This window comes from Nocardioides sp. NPDC057577 (assembly GCF_042801335.1).
Classification (GTDB): Bacteria; Actinomycetota; Actinomycetes; order Propionibacteriales; family Nocardioidaceae; genus Nocardioides.
Window position 1 is genome coordinate 1 of the sequence record NZ_JBHVGB010000137.1, and the last position, 17,205, is coordinate 17,205.

A 17,205-nucleotide genomic window follows, 5' to 3' on the forward strand; every position below is an offset into this window, starting at 1 on the left:
GGTGGGCTATGGCGCTCCCCGCGGCGGGGTACGACCCCACCGCCGGGGCCATGCCCCCCGGGGGCGGGCCGGTGGCTCGCGCGCCGGGGTGCGCGCCGTTGGGGCGCCACGCCGACCGAGTGCTCGAACGCCTCTAGCCCACCTTGGACGGGTGCTTGGCCAGCGGGGTGACCTGGACGTCCATGTAGGGGAACAGCGGCAGGCCGGAGAGGATCTGGTGGAGCTCGTCGTGGGACTCGACGTCGAAGACCGAGAAGTTGGCGTACTCCCCGGCGATCCGCCACAGGTGCGGCCACTTGCCGGCGCGCTGGAGCTCCTGGGCGTAGGCCTTCTCGCGGGCGATCGTGTCGTCGCGGACGTCCGGATCCAGGTCGTGCGGGATCCGGACGTCCATGCGTACGTGGTAGAGCATCAGCCGCGAGCCGGGTCCAGGACGAACCCGTAGTCGACGTTCACCGAGCCGTCGTCGTTGGCGACCGGCGCGAGCACCAGCTCGGGCTTGACCGCCGAGGCGATGTCGTCGTCGTTGTGCTCGTCACCGGGGAAGTAGAGCTGGGCGGTGAGGAGCTCGTGGCCCGGGGCCGACACCTTGACGTGCAGGTGAGCCGGGCGCCAGGCGTGCCAGCCGGCGGCGGCGATGAGCTTGCCGCAGGAGCCGTCGGTCGGGATCTGGTAGGGAGCCGGCTGGATCGTGTGGATCTCGAAGGCGCCGTCGGACCCGACGGTGAAGCTGCCGCGCAGGTTCCACTCCGGGATGCCGGGGGCGAACTGCGAGTAGAAGCCGTCGGCGTCGGCGTGCCACAGCTCGACCTTGGCGCCGTCGAGCGGGGTGCCGTCGGTGGAGGTGATCGTGCCGGTCCAGGTCAGCGGGGTGCCGGACTCGCCGTCGCGCATCGGGATGGTGCCGTTCGCGCCCTGCTCCGGGGCGGCGGGGACGTAGTAGGGGCCCTCGATGGTGCCCTTGTTGCCCTCGCGGTGCTCGGTGGCGACCTTCTCGATCTCGTGCTCGACCCAGACGTCGAGGAAGAGCGGCCACTCGCCGTCCTGGCCGACCTGGATCAGCCACGCCTTGAGCGCGTTGTATTCGTCGTAGCTGACCTTCTCCTCGCGGATCGTGTCGTAGATCGCGCCGAGCACGCGCTTGGCCAGCGCGTCGACGCGCTCGGGCGGGGTGTCCTTGACGGCCTCGAACGGCGACTTGTCGGCAGCGAACCGCTCGGTGGCGGAGGCGCCCGAGGCGGCCGCGGAAGCTGCCTCGGTGGACTCGAGGGTCTGGTCGGTGGTCATGGGTGTGTCCTCTCGTGTTGCGGTGGGGTCAGGTGTTCAGTTGTCGGTGCGGTAGCGATCGAGCTTGTCGGCATCGATCTCGACCCCGAGGCCGGCACCAGGACGTACGGCGAGCTCGCCGTCGCGGATCTCGAGCGGCTCGGTGAGCAGGTCATCGGCCATGTCGAGGAAGTTGGAGAGCTCACCGGCGCGGCGGGAGGTGAGCCGGTGGGCCGCGCCGAAGGCGATCGAGCAGGCGCTGCCGAGCTGGCCGTCGATCTGGTTGCCCATCACGACCTCCAGCCCGAGGCCCTCGGCGAGATGGAGCACCTGCTGCGACCCGGTGAAGCCGGTGCGCGCGGTCTTGATGCTGATCGCGGTGGCGGAGCCGCCGAGCACCTCGCGGGTGACGTCGGCCGGCGTCGGGACCGACTCGTCGGCGATGAACGGCACGTCGATCTGGCTCACCAGCCAGCGCCTTCCGAGCACGTCGTCGGCAGGGTTGAGCTCCTCGGCGAACATCAGGTCCAGGTCGGCCATCTGCCTCATCGCCCGGGCGGACTCGGCCGCGGTCCAGCCGCGGTTGCCGTCGACGTACAGCTCGATCTCGGCGCCGAACCGCTCGCGCAGCGCACGGACGACGGCGGTGTCGAGCTCGATGGGGGAGCGGCCGACCTTCACCTTGAACGTCGAGATCCCGTACGTCTCCCGCATCCGCTCCGCCTCGGCGACCATCGCCTCGGGGGTGTCGAAGCCGAGCATGTGGGAGACCCGCATCCGGTCGGTGAAGGCACCGAGCAGGTCGACGACCCGCAGGTCCAGGGTCTTGCCTAGGGCGTCCCAGATCGCCATGTCGACGGCGGCCTTCGCGGTCGGGTTGCCGACCGTGCGCTCCATCAGGGCACGGGCCGTCTCGCGCTCGAGCAGGGTGAGCCCGGCGAGCTGCGGGGCGAAGAGCTGGTCGATGACGGCGATGATCCCGGCCTGGGTCTCGCCGTAGGTGAACGGCCGCGGCGGCGCCTCGGCGACACCCACGACACCGTCGTCGGTATGCACCCGGACGAGCACGTGCTGGGCGGTGTGGACCTCGCCGGAGGCGAAGCGCAGCGGCTTGCGATAGGGGATGGCGAACGGGATCGCCTCGATCTTGGTGATCTTCATGATCGGGGAACTTCCAGACGGGGTGCGGTGAACAGGTCGGCGGCCTCGAGGATCGCGATGACGGCGTCGACGACGGGGTTGTCGTCGTCGGTGCGGTAGGCGAGGGAGAGCTCGACGCTGCCCGCGTCGAGCAGGTCGCGGAAGACCACGCCCTCCAGCGGGAGAGCGCGGACCGAGGCCGGGACGACCGCCACGCCGAGGCCCGCGGCGACCAGCGCCAGCAGGACCGCGGTGCTGGGCGCCTCGTGCTCGCGGCGCGGCACGAACCCGGCCTCGCGGCAGCTGCGCAGGACCGCCTCGTTGACCGCCGAGTCGCGGGCGCTGTAGGCGATGAACGGCTCGGTGCGCAGGTCGGCCAGGGCCACGACGGGCTCGACGGCGAGCCGGTGGTCGACGGGGATGGCGAGCGCGAGGGGCTCGACCTCGAGGGTGCGCAGGGTCAGCCCCTCGCCGGTCGCGGGCGGCCGCAGTACGCCGAGGTCGAGCGCGCCGCTCTGCAGCCGCTCGCACTGCGCCGGGGTGAGCAGGTCGGCGTGGATCTCGAGCGCCACCTCGGGCAGCTCGCGCTTGACCACCCGGGCGATGCCGGGCAGGTGCGAGAACGAGGCGGTGCCGGTCAGGCCCAGGCGGACCAGGCCGTGGCGGCCGGCCCCGATGCGGCGTACGCCTCGAATGCTGTCGTCGACGGCGGCCAGCACCCGGGCGGCCTCGGTGCGCAGGAACTCGCCCGCCGGGGTCAGGGAGACCTGGCGGGTCGTCCGGGTGAACAGGGTGACGTCGAGCTCGGACTCGAGCTGGCGGATCGCCTGGGAGAGCGCCGGCTGGGCGATGTGCAGCTGCGCCGCGGCCTGCCCGAAGTGGCAGGTCTCGGCGACCGCTGCGAAGTACCGCAGGTGGCGTAGCTCCATGGAAGCGCTCCTCAGAAAAGCTGGTGACGATCGCCACACTAGGTCCGCGATAGATAAACAACAAGGACGAAACTGACGCCTATTGATTGATTCGAATGATCAATAGATGCCTAGGTCGGAACTGGGCATTCGCCTGGTGTGACGACCGCCACTGCCTTGCGAAGGTGTGGTGACCGTCACCCGTTGGAGGCATCACCATGACCGCACCGCTCACCGAGAGCCTTGGCCACATCGAGAACGTCCTGTCGGACGCCGTGGTCGAGGACCGCGAGGCCGGGATCTACCGCGCCAACCGCCGGATCTTCACCGACGAAGAGGTCTTCGAGCTGGAGATGAAGCACATCTTCGAGGGCAACTGGATCTATCTCGCCCACGAGAGCCAGGTGCCCAACCCCGGCGACTACTTCACCACCTACATCGGGCGGCAGCCGGTGATGATCACTCGCGACAAGGACGGCGAGCTGCACTGCATGATCAACGCCTGCGCCCACCGTGGCGCGATGCTGTGCCGGCGCAAGACCGACAACCGGATGACCCTGACCTGCCCGTTTCACGGCTGGACGTTCCGCAACGACGGCACGCTGCTCAAGGTCAAGGACCCCGACGACGCGGGCTACCCGGAGAGCTTCAACACCGAGGGCTCGCACAACCTGACCCACGTGGCCCGCTTCGACAGCTACCGCGGCTTCCTGTTCGGCTCGCTCAACGAGGACGTACTGCCCCTCGAGGAGCACCTCGGCGACACCGTCAAGGTGATCGACATGCTCGTCGACCAGTCGCCCGACGGGCTCGAGGTGCTGCGCGGCTCCTCCACCTACACCTACGACGGCAACTGGAAGGTCCAGGCGGAGAACGGCGCCGACGGCTACCACGTCACCGCCACCCACTGGAACTACGCCGCCACCACCTCGCGGCGCAACACCGGCGAGTCGAAGAACACCACCAAGACCGTCGACGCCGGCAGCTGGGGCAAGGCGGGTGGCGGCTACTGGTCCTACCCGAACGGCCACCTGTGCCTGTGGACCTGGGCGGCCAACCCCGCCGATCGACCGCTGTGGGACCAGCTGGACACGCTCAAGGAGAAGTTCGGCGAGGCCAAGGGCGAGTTCATGGTCAAGGGCTCGCGCAACCTGCTGCTCTATCCGAACGTGTACCTGATGGACCAGTTCTCGACCCAGATCCGGCACTTCCGCCCGATCTCGGTCGACCAGACCGAGGTCACCATCTACTGCATCGCCCCCAAGGGCGAGAGCCCTGAGTCCCGGGCCTGGCGGATCCGGCAGTACGAGGACTTCTTCAACGCCTCCGGCATGGCCACGCCCGACGACCTGGAGGAGTTCCGCTCCTGCTTCCTGACCTACCAGGCCTCCGCGGCTCCGTGGAACGACATGAGCCGCGGTGCCGAGCACTGGCACACCGGCCCCGACGAGGTCGCCGAGGCCCTCGACATGCCAGGCGTGATTTCGGCCGGTGCCAAGAACGAGGACGAGGGTCTCTACCCGGTCATGCACGCGCAGTGGACCGAGCAGATGCGTACGGCCATCGCGAACGAGAAGGGCAACTGACCATGACGCTCACGCAGAACGCCGCCGGCGCGAAGCTCATCACCCAGAACTCGATCGAGCAGTTCCTCTACCGCGAGGCCCGCTTCCTCGACGACCGCGAGTTCGAGAAGTGGCTGGAGTGCTACGCCGACGACGTCGTCTACTGGATGCCCTGCTGGGACGACGCCGACCTCCTCACCGAGGACCCGCAGACCGAGATGTCGCTCATCTACTACCCCAACAAGGGTGGCCTGGAGGACCGGGTCTTCCGGATCCGTACGGAGCGCTCTTCGGCCACCTCGCTGCCGGAGCCGCGTACGTCGCACAACATCAGCAACGTCGAGGTGATCGAGCGCCGCGGCGACCTGGTCGACGTGCGCTTCAACTGGCACACCATGTACTTCCGCTACAAGACCGTCGACCCCTACTACGGCACGTCGTTCTACACGATCGACTTCTCCGGCGAGCAGCCGCAGATCCGCCGCAAGACCGTGGTGCTGAAGAACGACTACATCCACCACGTCGTCGACATCTACCACGTCTGAGGCATCACGATGACTGCAACCGAGACCGAACCGACGACTGGGGTCGCGACCCATCAGGTCGCCCTCTCCTTCGAGGACGGGGTGACCCGGTTCATCACCGTCCGTGAGGACCAGACCGTCGCCGACGCGTCCTACCGCCAGCGGATCAACATCCCGCTCGACTGCCGCGACGGCGCCTGCGGGACGTGCAAGGCGCTGTGCGAGTCGGGGGAGTACGACGGCGGCACCTACATCGAGGACGCGCTCTCCGAGGCGGAGGCCGCCGAGGGGTACGCCCTGCCGTGCTCGATGAAGCCACGCTCGGACCTCGCGCTGCAGATCGCCACCACCTCCGAGGTCGCCAAGACCGGCGCCGCGAGCTACACGGGCGCCGTGGTCGGCCTGGACCGGCTGAGCCCGACCACGGTCGAGCTCTCCATCGACATCCCGAACCGGGGCGAGCTGGCCTTCCTGCCGGGTCAGTACGTCAACATCGCCGTGCCCGGCACCGAGGTGACCCGCTCCTACTCCTTCGCGAACGCCCCGCACGAGGAGCGGCTCGTCTTCCTGGTCAAGCTCACCCCGGGTGGCGCGATGTCGACCTGGCTGACCGAGCGCGCCGCCGTCGGTGACGAGGTCACCTTCACCGGGCCGAACGGGTCCTTCTTCCTGCGCGAGGCGCGCCGGCCGGTGCTGATGCTGGCCGGCGGCACCGGGCTCGCACCGGTGCTCTCGATGCTGCGCCAGTTGGAGGTCGACGGCTGCGACCGCGGCGGCCGGCTGGTCTACGGCGTCAGCACCGACGACGACCTGGTCAAGCTCGACGAGGTCCGCGAGCTCGTCTCGCGGCTGCCCGGCTTCAGCTGGGACCACTGCGTCTCCGACCCCGACTCGACCGCGGCCAACAAGGGCTACGTGACGAGCCTGATCGGCGACGACGACCTGCACGACGGCGACGTCGCGATCTACCTGTGCGGCCCGCCGCCGATGGTCGAGGCGGTGCGTACCCACGTCTCCGGTGCCGGCCTCGAGCCCACCGGGTTCTACTACGAGAAGTTCGCCCTCGCCGTGCCAGCCGCCGAGGCGCCCGAATCCGCTGGTCGAGCCGTGAGCGCCAGCGAGCGTGTCGAGACCAACACGGTCGAGGATCTGATCGAGTTCCCCGAGGCGCGGAGCATCGGTGGCCAGGAGGTGTTCGCTCGAGACGACTCTGTTGGTCTCGACACGCCTCCGCCCAGCGGCTCCGGCGGCTCGACCGACGATGGCGACCGGATTCGCCGCATCGCCGGCCAGTTGGTGCTTCCTCCGCTGGTCGAGCCCGGACACGCAGTGGCCGGTGTCGAGACCAACACGGTCGAGGACCTGATCGGGTCCCCCGAGGCACGGAGCATCGGCGGCCAGTTGACGTTCGCGCGGGACGACTCTGTTGGTCTCGGCACGCCTCCGCCTAGCGGCTCCGGCGGCTCGACCGGCGGAGGAGCCGGCTCGACCAACGGGGACACGACGGCCGACGGCTACACGATCGGCGAGGAGCACCCGGACATCTCGGCCTCCGACGCGATCTTCGAGGCCCGGGCGGCGCTGGAGGTGGGGGCGCTCGATCTGACCATCGGGCGGCTCGACTCCCAGCAGCTGGCCGGCTACCGGCTGCTCGCCGAGTCGACCCTGCCGTACGTCGACGGGGACCGGTTCCTCGACGCCCACGGCTACACCGAGTCGAACGCGGCCTTCCACGACTACCTGTTCACCCTCACCGGCAACAGCCATCTGCTGGCCGCCTACCAGGCGCTCGGGGTCAAGGGCCGGATGGAGGATGTGCTGCGCAACGCCACCTGGTGCCACCCGCAGTGCACCCAGGACCACCTCGACATCGTCGAGGTCTTCGAGCGGGGCGACCGTCCGGCCGCCCGCGAGCTGATCAAGGCCCACAGCGAGCGGTCCAAGGAGACGATGCGCCGCGCGATGGCCGAGTCGTCCGCCGCGAACAGGCCGCGGTTCATCACCCCGGGCCGGTTCGCAGGCCAGGTCGTGGTGGTCACCGGCGCGGCCCAGGGGATCGGCGCCCAGGTGGCCCGCCGGGTGGCCGCCGAGGGCGGGAAGGTCGTCCTCGCCGACCGCTCGCCGCTGGTCGCCGAGGTCGCCGACGAGCTCACCGGCCAGGGCGCGACCACGAGCGCGGTCGAGTGCGACCTCGAGCACTACGAGGGCGCGGCCGCGCTGGTCGAGCGGGCACTGGCGGCGTACGGCCGGATCGACGTGCTCATCAACAACGTCGGCGGCGCGATCAACTTCAAGCCGTTCACCGAGTTCACCGCCGACCAGATCGACGCCGAGATCACCCGGTCGCTGATGACCACGCTCTACGCCTGCCGGGCCGCCCTGCCGGGCATGGTCGAGCGCGGCCACGGCGTCATCGTCAACGTCTCCTCGGCCGCGACCCGCGGCATCCACCGGATCCCGTACTCCGCGGCGAAGGGCGGGATCAACGCGATCACCGCCTCGCTCGCGCTGGAGTACGCCGGATCGGGGATCCGGGTCACCGCGACGGCCCCGGGAGGTACGGAGGCTCCGCCACGCCGGATCTCCCGGGGCACACCACAGCCGCGTACCGAATCCGAGAAGGCCTGGTTCCAGGCCCATATCGATCAGACCCTCGAGACCTCACTGATGCACCGCTACGGCACGCTCGACGAGCAGGCCGCTGCGATCTGCTTCCTCGCCTCCGAGGAAGCCTCCTACATCACCGGCACGGTCCTGCCCGTCGCCGGCGGTGACCTCGGCTGAGCCACCAGGTCCTCTCTCGGGGCCGTCCCTCCCTTCGCGAGCACGCTCGCGTCACCCATGGAGATCACCCATGTCCGAATACACGCACGACAAGAACGGGCGTCAGCTCACCTGGGTCGTCGCGCTCTCCGCGCTGGCCCTGATGTTCGACGGATACGACCTCGTGGTCTACGGCACGGTGCTGCCGACCCTCATGGCAGACCCCTCCCAGATCGGGCAGCTCTCCGCAGGCCAGGCAGGGACACTGGGCAGCTACGCCCTCGTCGGCGTGCTCGTCGGCGCGCTGAGCGCCGGCGCGGTCAGCGACCGGATCGGCCGCCGGAAGGTCGTGCTCGCCAGCATCACCTGGTTCTCGATCGGGATGGCCGCGACCGCGTTCGCCCAGTCGATCGCCGTCTTCGGCATCCTCCGCTTCCTCACCGGCATCGGGCTGGGTGCGATCCTGGCGACCGTCGGCGCGCTGGTCGCCGAGTTCGCTCCGCCGGAGCGGAAGAACCGGCTCAACGCGATCGTCTACAGCGGCATCCCCGCCGGCGGCGTGACGGCCTCCGTGATGGCGCTCATCATCGATCCGAGCGGCTCCAACTGGCGGATCCTGATGGCGATCGGCGCCGCGCCGCTGGTGCTCCTGCTGCCCTTCGCCATCGCCAAGCTGCCCGAGTCGCAGCTGTGGCTCGACTCCCGCGGCCGGGTCGCGGCGAGCGACACCGCCCAGGAGGCGGTCGGCTTCAGCGCCCTGGCGCGCCGCCCGCTCGCGTTCCCGACGATGGTGCTCGGCCTGATGAGCTTCTCCGGCCTGCTGCTCACCTACGGCCTGAACACCTGGCTGCCGAAGATCATGGAGGACAACGGCTACGGCAAGGCGTACGCGCTCACCTTCCTGCTGGTGCTCAACGGTGGCGCGATCCTCGGCGGCCTTCTCGCCTCGTACGTCGCCGACCGCACCGGGGCCAAGAAGGTGGTCTCGACGACCTTCGTGCTCGCCGCCCTGATGCTGTTGCTGCTGCCCCTCGGGCTGCCGCTCTCCATCCTGTTCCCGGCCGTCGCGATCGCCGGCGTCGGCACGATCGGTACGCAGGTGCTGATCTACGGGCTCGTCGCCAACTACTACCCGACCCGGGCCCGCGGTGCGGGCGTCGCCTGGTGCGCCGGGTTCGGCCGGCTCGGCGGGATCGTCGGACCGATCATCGGCGGGGCACTGGTCGCCGCCGGGGTCGGCGGCACCACCGCCTTCCAGATCTTCGCGGGCGTCGCCGTGCTCGGTGCCGTCGTGACCGTGGCCGTGCCGCGGTCACCGGAGGAGACCGTCGTGAGCGTCACGCTCGACGACGGCGTACCGGCCTGAAGGGGGCCTAGGGTGTGACCGTGCTCATCGAGAGAGCTGGGTGTGTCGGTCGCGAGGACGAGCTCGTCGAGCTCACCTCGCGGCTGGCCCTCACTCGCGCCTCCGGCTCCGCAGCCGTCCTCGTCCTCGGAGACCCGGGACTGGGGAAGACCGCGCTCCTGCGCGGTCTGGCGGACCGGGTAGCGACCCCGGCGTTGAAGGCCCGTGCCGGTGCGTGGGAGCAGGACTCGCCCGGCGCGGTTCTCCGGCAGTTGCTCGGAGACGAGCCGCCGGCCGATCCGGCCGTCGCTGCCGATGTTCTGGTCGCGCGAGCTGCCGAGGCCGTCGCGTCGGGGGAGGAGCCCGGCTTGATCCTGGTCGATGACGCCGACCTCGCCGACACGCTCTCGCTGCAGGCGATCGCCTCCGCGCTGCGCCGGCACCGCGACGCGCCGGTGCTCGTGGTGCTGGCGGCAACCCGCAGCACCCCGTTCCTCGGCGAAATCGCCGCCGAGACCGTACGCATCGAGGGGCTGGACGCGGCCGCGGTCGGTGAGCTCGCCTCGCTGCGCGGTCGGGTCCTGCACCCGTCGATGGCCGAGGTCCTCGCCCGCCACACGGCGGGCAGCCCGCGCGACGCGGTCGCGCTGCTCGACGAGCTGCCGCCGACCCGCTGGGCGCGGCCCGACACCCAGCTGCCCGCACCGGTCCACGTACGCGAGGAGGTCCGGCTCGCGCTCGCCGGCTGCGGTCCGGAGGATCGTGCGCTGGCGGAGGCCCTCGCCGTCCTCGGCGACGACGCCTCCCTGGGACAGGCCGCCACCCTGGCCGGCCTCGAGGATCCACTCTCCGCGGTCGACGCCCTGGTCACGGCCGGGCTCGTCGAGACCACCCGCGACCACCGCCCCCGATGGCGTACGCCGCTGGTCGGTGTCGCCGTGCTGGCGACGATGGGCGCTCGCCGGGCCGCCGATGCGCACCAGCGCGCCGCCGCGGTCGTGGACGACGAGGTCCGCCGGGCCCGGCACCTCGTCGCCGCCACCCCGCTGCCCGACGCCGAGCTCGCCGAGGAGGTCGCCCGGCTGGCCCAGCGGCGTGGCGACGAGGGCGCCTGGGCGGAGGCCGCGGCTCTCTACCGTGACTCCAGCCGGCTCACCGAGGACCCCGTGCGCCGCGACGATCGGCTGATCCGCTCCGTCGACGCCCTGGTCGCGGCGGGCGACGGCATGGGCGCCGCGGCGCTGGTCCCCATCGTCGAGAGCCTGCGCGAGACGCCGCTGCGCGACGCGGTGCTCGCCTATCTGGCGATCCTGCGCGGCCGCGCGACCGAGGCCGAGGTGCGGCTCAAGCGCGCCTGGGACATCGTCAACGCCGATCGGGAGCCGGAGACCGCCGCGCTGATCGCCACCCGGCACGTACTGCACTCGCTGGCGCTGTGCCGCGGTGACGAGCTGGTCACCTGGGCCGACCGGGCGATCTCGCTGGCGGGCCGCGACTCCGCGGCGGGCGTCGAGGCGGCCGCGATCCGCGGGCTCGGCCTGGCGATGGCCGGCCGGTTCGGGGACGCCCACGAGGCGTACGCCCTGGCCGCCCGCCGTGTCGGGCACAGCGCCCAGACCCAGCGGGTCACCATGGGCCGAGGCTGGCTCGACGTACTCGCCGACGAGCCCGACGAGGCCCGCAGTCGCCTGGAAGGGGTCACCGACCCACGGGTCCTCGGCGGCTCGACCCGGATCTCGATGTGGGCGCTGGCCTGGCTGGCACGGGTGCAGTTCCTGACCGGCGAGGGCGACGCCGCCCTGCAGACGGTCGCGGCCGGGCGGGCGCTGGCCGCCGAGTCCGGCATCGCCCTGGTCACCCCGCTGCTGGAGTGGACCGCCACCGAGACCCACCTGCTGCGCGGCAGCTGGGAGGACGCCGCTCGCACCGCCCGTGCCGCCGAGGTCGGGGCGCAGGGCTACGAGATCATGCGCGTGCCCGCACTCCTCGCCCGTGCCCACCTCGCCGAGGCCCGCAGCGACTTCCGTGCCGTCCTCCGCATCCTCGAGCCGCTCACCCAGGCCCCGGCCGGCAGCGCGCTGACCGAGCCGGCCATCTGGCCGTGGGCCGAGACGTACGCCGCCGCGCTGATCGCGGAGGGCCGGCTGGACGAGGCCGACGACTTCCTCCGCCCCCACGAGACCCGCGCCCGTGCGGAGCAGCACCGCTCCGCCCAGGCCAGGCTGGCCACCGCCCGGGGCCGCTGGCACGGTGCTCGTGGCGATCTCGCCGGGGTCCGCGACACCTTCGACCGTGCGCTCGAGCTGCTCGACGGGCTGCCGCTGCGCTACGAGCGCGCCCGCGTCACCTTCGCCTACGGGCAGGCGCTGCGGCGCGCCGGCCGCCGCCGCGACGCCGAGGCGCTGCTCTCCTCCGCGCGCGACCTGTGGGACGGCCTGGGAGCTTCGACCTACGTCGACGCCGCCCAGCGCGAGCTGCGCGCCGGGGGAGTGCGCGCGCCGCGCGGCCAGCGCGGGCCGGTGGACCTGACCCCGCAGGAGGAGACCGTCGCCGAGATGGTCGCCTCGGGGCTCTCCAACCGCGAGGTCGCCGCCCAGCTGTTCGTCTCGCCCAAGACCGTGCAGTACCACCTGACCCGCATCTACGCGAAGCTCGGCGTCCGCAGCCGGACCGAGCTCGCCGCGATGGCGGCCGAGCCGACGGAGGAGCCATGAGCACGCGTCTGGATGCCCGGGAAGCCCCGACCGGCCTGAGGCGCGACCTGGGTCGTCACGAGCTGGTCAACGGCTTCATCGGGTTCCTGTTCTCCTGCACCGGCCCGGTCGCGGTGATCCTCGCCGTCGGCCAGAGCGCCGGGCTCTCCGCGGGTGTCGTCGCCTCCTGGGTGAGCGCGGTCTTCTGCCTCAACGGGGTGCTGACGATCATCGCCTCGCGGTGGAGCCGGCAGCCGCTGGTCTACTTCTGGACCATCCCCGGCACCGTTGTCGTCGGCCAGGCGATGGCCGCCGGCACCACCTGGCCGGAGACGGTCGGCGGCTTCGTCATGGCGGCGCTGCTCCTGGTCGCGCTGGGCCTGACCCGGCAGGTCGACCGGGTCATGCACCTGCTGCCGATGCCGATCGTGATGGCGATGGTGGCCGGTGTCTTCCTCCGCTTCGGCACCGACCTGGTCCTCGCCGTCGACCGCGACCTGGCGATCGCCGGGCCGATGGTGGTCGCCTTCGTCGCGGTCAGCGCCGTGCCGCGGCTGGCGCGCTGGCTCCCGGCGGTGCTGGTCGCGCTCGCCGTCGGCGCGGTCGCGGTGGCCCTCGCCGACCGACCGGCCGTCGAGGTCTCCGGCCGCTGGCTGGTCGACCCGGTCTGGACGACACCCGTCTTCACCGGTTCCGCCTTCGTCGAGCTCACCATCCCGCTCCTGATCACGGTCCTGGTCGTCCAGAACGGCCAGGGCATGGCGGTCCTGAGGGCTGCCGGCCACGACCCGCGGATGAACCAGGTGACCGGCTGGTGCGGGGTCACCTCCCTGGTCGCGGCCCCGTTCGGCGGGGTGTCCACCTGCCTGGCCGGGCCGACCAACGCGCTGGTCACCGCCTCCGGCGAGCGACGGCGGCACTATGCCGCGGCGATCTGGTGCGGCGTACTCGCGATCGGGTTCGGCCTGCTCGCTCCCGGCATGGTGCGGGTCATCACCACCATGCCCGAGGCGTACGTCGCCGTGCTGGGCGGCCTGGCCATGCTCAAGCCGCTCCAGGGCGCCTTCCAGACCGCCTTCAGCGGGCCCTACGTCACCGGCGCGCTGGTCACCTTCCTGGTGACCGTCGCCGACATCACCGTCGTCAACATCGGCTCCGCCTTCTGGGGGCTGGTGGTCGGTGTCGCGGTCAGCGTGCTGCTCGACCATGACAGCCGAAAGAGCCGCAACCGCGAGGAGAACTCATGACTCTGACAGACACCTACCCCGACGCGACGATGCGCTACGGCGCCACCGCTCGTCAGGTCGCCGACGTCTTCGAGCCGGCCGAGGCGACCGACTCGCTGGTGCTGCTGCTCCACGGCGGGATGTGGCGCGACTCCGACCGGATGCGCACCTGGTCCGCGGGTCGGGCGCTGGCCGATGCGGGCCACCTGACCGCGACGGTGGAGTACCGGCACGGACCCGGCCAGTGGAGGCAGGCCTTCGAGGACGTCGAGACTGCGATCGAGTCGATCCAGCTCAGCGGCCGGGAGTGGACCATCCACAACGACGCACCCCGCCGGATCACCCTGGTCGGACACTCCTCCGGCGGCCAGCTCGCGCTGTGGGCCGCCTCCCGCCCGGGCACCCTGGTCACCGGCGTCGTCGCGCTGGCCCCCGCCGCCGCGCTGACCGCGATGAGCCAGGAGGGCCTCGGCGACGGCGCGGTCGAGGAGTTCCTCGGCGGCACCCCGGCCGAGACCCCCGAGGCGTACGCCGCCGCCGACCCGCTCGGCCTTGCCCCTCGCGTCCCCGTGCGGATCCTGCACGGCGCCGCCGACACCGTGATCCCGCTCGCGATCGCCGAGCGCTATGCGGCAGCACACCCCGGCGTACGTCTGGAGGTGGTCGACGGCGCCGACCACGCCGCCTGGGGCGACCCGACCTCGACCGCCTGGCCGCACCTGCTCACCGCGGTCAGCGACGTCTGACCCCGGCGGCGGGGTAGAGAGCCAGGATCAGGAGTACGCCGAGAACGGCTCCGACGAGCTGCGCGAGGACGAACGGCGCGACCGAGCCGGGCGCGATACCGGCGAACGTGTCGGAGAAGACCCGGCCGATGGTGACCGCCGGGTTGGCGAACGAGGTCGAGCTGGTGAACCAGTAGGCGGCGCCGATGTAGCCACCGACGGCCGGCGCCGCGAGCGCGCCGCGCCCGCTGCGTACGAGCGCGAAGATCAGGGCGACGAGGCCGGCGGTGGCGACGACCTCGGCCAGGAGATGACCTCCGGTGACACGGTCCTTCGCCGAGATCGTGACGGCGTCGAGGTCGAACATGAGGTTGGCCAGCACGGCGCCGCCGATCCCGCCGACGACCTGGGCGACCGTGTAGGCGCCGACCTCGGGGAGCGAGAGTCCTGTGCCCGCGCGCCGACCGAGGAACCAGTCGGCGAGCGAGACGACCGGGTTGAAGTGAGCCCCCGAGACCGGGCCGAACATCAGGATCAGCGCGGCCAGCCCGAAGACGGTCGCCATCGAGTTCTCCAGGAGCTGGAGCCCGGTGTCGTCGGGGGAGAGCTGCTGCGCGGCGATGCCGGATCCGACGACCACCGCGACGAGCAGCGCAGTGCCCATGAGCTCGGCGAGCAGGCGGCGTGGGAGGGATGAGTTCACTCGGGCATTCTTGACTTGGTGTGATTGCTCAGTCAATATTGAGTCAATGGAGGTTGAAAGACAGGCCGGGTTGGAACGTCGGGCCAGGATTCATGCGGCGCTCGGCGATCCGGTGCGGCTGCGCATCGTCGACCGCCTCCAGACAAGTGATGCCTCCCCCACAGAGCTCGCCGGGATGCTCAATGTCCCGTCGAACTTGTTTGCCCACCACGTCCAGGCGCTGGTGAGCGCAGGCGTCGTGTCCCGTCATCATTCCGAGGGCGACGGGAGACGCACGTACCTGCACCTCGAGCAGGACGCGCTCGAGAGCCTGGGCACCGCGTCCCCCGTGGCGGTGCCCAGGCGTGTCCTGTTCGTGTGCACGGGCAACTCGGCGCGATCCCATCTGGCCGCGGCGCTGTGGCGTCAGAACAGCGCGATCCCGGCCGTCTCGGCCGGCACCCATCCGGCCGATCGCATCAATCCGGGGACGGTCGACGCCGCTGCCCGCCACCACCTCGACCTCCCGGTCGTGGAGCCTCGTCAGATGGATGAGGTGCTCGATCCCGACGACCTGGTGATCACCGTGTGCGACCGCGCTCACGAGACACCGAAGGTTCCCGGCGCGCTGCACTGGTCGATCCCCGATCCGGTGGACAAGGGCCCCGAGGCCTTCGATGCCGCCTACACCCAGCTCGAGCACCGCATCAAGGCGCTTGCGTCCCGCTTCGACTCCTGAATCGCGTCCCCCACACTAGGAGATCTCTTGAAGAACGTGCTGTTCCTCTGCGTCGAGAACGCCGGCCGCTCACAGATGGCGCTCGGCTTCTTCCGGCACTACGCCGGTGAGCAGGCGATCGGCTGGTCCGGTGGTTCGGCACCGGCCGCCGCCGTCAACCCGGTCGCGGTCGAGGCCATGGCCGAGCTCGGCATCGACATCTCCGGGGAGTTCCCCAAGCCCTGGACCGACGAGGTCGTACGCAGCGCCGACGTCGTCATCACCATGGGCTGCGGCGACGCCTGCCCGTTCTACCCCGGCAAGCGCTACGAGGACTGGAAGGTCACCGACCCGAAGGGCGGCGGCATCGAGCACGTACGCGGCATCCGCGACGAGATCGAGCAGCGCGTCCTCGGTCTTCTCGATGAGCTCGGCGTCGAGAGGGACTCGTGACGCGGTCGGCATCGATGCCGAGGCTCGCCTCCACCTAGGTGACCCGGGACAGGGCGGCGTACATCAGGGCGGCGCCGACGATCGTGATGATGCTGAGGGCGGCGAACATCGCCGGATAGCCGCCGAGCGCGCTCGCCCCGACGGCCCCGGCGACGGGACCGAGGGCACCGGCCAGGCCGAGCGGTGCGGACAGGACGCCGTTGAGCGATGCGTACCGCTGCGGGCCCCAGACGTCGGTGACCAGGGTGGCCATGACCAGGGTGAACAGTCCACGACCGACGCCGGCGACGACCGAAAGGGCGAGCAGGGCGGCCGGGAGGCTGGGAGCGAGCGCGAGCAGGCCTGTCGGCACGGCGACCAGCATGATCACCAGGGTCGTCCGGCTGTGCAGCGTGACGCGTCGATCGAGGGCGGGGTAGAAGAGCCGGCCGAGCACCTGCCCGGCTCCGCCGATGCCGAGGATCCAGGCGGCGGTCTGGAGCGAGAGCCCGCGTGCGGTGAGCAGCGGGACGAGGCCGACGAGCGAGGCGTACATCGACAGCGTGACCAGCGTGCCCCCGGTCGCCACCAGGATGAAGCGGCCGCTGCGGAGCACCTCGCGGTCGGGCCGGTCGTGCGCGTCATCCGCGGACTCGTGCCAGGGGCGGGTGAGCACCCGGGCATGGAGCGGGAGGGCGGTGACGAGCAGGATCGCAGCGAGCACGACGTACGTCCACCGCCAGCCGATCACGGCGCTCAGCTGCGTCACCAGAGGCGCGAAGATCGTGCTCGCGAAGCCTGCCACCAGGGTCAGCGCAGTGATCGCCTGCAGCCTCTGCTCTCCGAACCAGTGGGTGATCGCGGCGAACGCGGGCGGGTAGAAGAGCCCGGAGGCGGCGGTGCCGGTCAGTGCCAGCGCGGCCAGGAACCATGGCAGTGAGGGCGCGGCCGCGATCCCGAGCAGGCCGATCGTGCCGAGCGCGGCTCCGGCCACCATCACCCCGCGCGGGCCACGGCGCTGGATCATCTGGCCGACCGGGATCGCGGCGAGGCCGTTGAGCAGGATGGCGACCGAGAAGCCTGCGGTCAGAACGGTGAGCGACCAGCCCTCCTGCTCGGCGATATCGGAGCTGAGAACGGTGAAGGCGTAGTACAGGGCGCCGTAGCTGACGGTGACGGTGACGCACAGGGCGATCAGGATGTGGCGTGGGGAGCCGG

General features: G+C 71.1%; 15 protein-coding genes. 9 read left to right on the forward strand and 6 right to left on the reverse strand.

Annotated elements, in window-relative coordinates:
• Positions 1-133 precede the first annotated feature (133 nt).
• Genes catC through ACFU7D_RS21980 form a run of 4 tightly spaced genes read right to left on the reverse strand, consistent with a single transcriptional unit; the run spans position 134 to position 3,335 of the window.
• Positions 134-412, reverse strand: a complete 279-nt coding sequence (gene catC / locus ACFU7D_RS21965) for a muconolactone Delta-isomerase (protein ID WP_378871153.1) — start codon at positions 410-412, stop codon at positions 134-136.
• Positions 412-1,287, reverse strand: a complete 876-nt coding sequence (gene catA, locus ACFU7D_RS21970) for a catechol 1,2-dioxygenase (RefSeq protein WP_378871155.1) — start codon at positions 1,285-1,287, stop codon at positions 412-414. The genes catC and catA overlap by 1 nt, the downstream gene beginning before the upstream one ends.
• 36 nt (positions 1,288-1,323) lie before the next feature.
• Complete coding sequence (locus tag ACFU7D_RS21975; protein ID WP_378871158.1) at positions 1,324-2,427, reverse strand: mandelate racemase/muconate lactonizing enzyme family protein; 1,104 nt, start codon at positions 2,425-2,427, stop codon at positions 1,324-1,326.
• The gene (locus ACFU7D_RS21980) at positions 2,424-3,335 is read right to left on the reverse strand and encodes a LysR substrate-binding domain-containing protein (protein ID WP_378724421.1); all 912 of its coding nucleotides are present in this window, start codon (positions 3,333-3,335) and stop codon (positions 2,424-2,426) included. The genes ACFU7D_RS21975 and ACFU7D_RS21980 overlap by 4 nt, the downstream gene beginning before the upstream one ends.
• A 197-nt stretch (positions 3,336-3,532) precedes the next feature.
• Between ACFU7D_RS21980 and benA the strand changes: the two genes are divergently transcribed.
• From benA to ACFU7D_RS22015, 7 genes are all read left to right on the forward strand, one after another.
• Entirely contained in the window at positions 3,533-4,900 is a 1,368-nt protein-coding gene (gene benA / locus ACFU7D_RS21985; RefSeq protein ID WP_378871162.1) for a benzoate 1,2-dioxygenase large subunit, read from the forward strand.
• 2 nt (positions 4,901-4,902) lie between these two features.
• A complete protein-coding gene (benB, locus tag ACFU7D_RS21990; protein ID WP_378871165.1) occupies positions 4,903-5,424 on the forward strand; it encodes a benzoate 1,2-dioxygenase small subunit in 522 nt (173 codons plus the stop codon).
• A gap of 9 nt (positions 5,425-5,433) precedes the next feature.
• A complete protein-coding gene (benC, locus tag ACFU7D_RS21995) occupies positions 5,434-8,187 on the forward strand; it encodes a benzoate 1,2-dioxygenase electron transfer component BenC (RefSeq protein ID WP_378871167.1) in 2,754 nt (917 codons plus the stop codon).
• 70 nt (positions 8,188-8,257) lie between these two features.
• A complete protein-coding gene (locus ACFU7D_RS22000) occupies positions 8,258-9,532 on the forward strand; it encodes an MFS transporter (RefSeq protein WP_378871170.1) in 1,275 nt (424 codons plus the stop codon).
• A gap of 20 nt (positions 9,533-9,552) precedes the next feature.
• The gene (locus tag ACFU7D_RS22005) at positions 9,553-12,225 is read left to right on the forward strand and encodes a LuxR C-terminal-related transcriptional regulator (RefSeq protein ID WP_378871172.1); all 2,673 of its coding nucleotides are present in this window, start codon (positions 9,553-9,555) and stop codon (positions 12,223-12,225) included.
• Positions 12,222-13,451, forward strand: a complete 1,230-nt coding sequence (locus ACFU7D_RS22010) for a benzoate/H(+) symporter BenE family transporter (RefSeq protein WP_378871175.1) — start codon at positions 12,222-12,224, stop codon at positions 13,449-13,451. The genes ACFU7D_RS22005 and ACFU7D_RS22010 overlap by 4 nt, the downstream gene beginning before the upstream one ends.
• Entirely contained in the window at positions 13,448-14,176 is a 729-nt protein-coding gene (locus ACFU7D_RS22015) for an alpha/beta hydrolase family protein (RefSeq protein WP_378871178.1), read from the forward strand. The genes ACFU7D_RS22010 and ACFU7D_RS22015 overlap by 4 nt, the downstream gene beginning before the upstream one ends.
• Here the strand turns inward: ACFU7D_RS22015 and ACFU7D_RS22020 are convergent.
• Entirely contained in the window at positions 14,163-14,858 is a 696-nt protein-coding gene (locus ACFU7D_RS22020) for an aquaporin (protein ID WP_378871181.1), read from the reverse strand. The genes ACFU7D_RS22015 and ACFU7D_RS22020 overlap by 14 nt on opposite strands.
• Before the next feature lie 46 nt (positions 14,859-14,904).
• Here ACFU7D_RS22020 and ACFU7D_RS22025 point away from each other — a divergent pair, with 46 nt between their 5' ends.
• Positions 14,905-15,576 carry a helix-turn-helix domain-containing protein gene (locus ACFU7D_RS22025; RefSeq protein ID WP_378871183.1) on the forward strand — a complete coding sequence of 224 codons (672 nt, stop codon included), beginning with the start codon at positions 14,905-14,907 and terminating at the stop codon, positions 15,574-15,576.
• Between the two features lie 27 nt (positions 15,577-15,603).
• Positions 15,604-16,008, forward strand: coding sequence for a low molecular weight phosphatase family protein (locus ACFU7D_RS22030; RefSeq protein WP_378871186.1), 405 nt, complete (start codon positions 15,604-15,606; stop codon positions 16,006-16,008).
• A gap of 34 nt (positions 16,009-16,042) precedes the next feature.
• On the opposite strand, the gene ACFU7D_RS22035 is transcribed toward ACFU7D_RS22030, so the two are convergent.
• Positions 16,043-17,205 (reverse strand): MFS transporter (locus ACFU7D_RS22035; protein ID WP_378871188.1); only part of this gene is annotated, 1,163 nt, incomplete at its 5' end.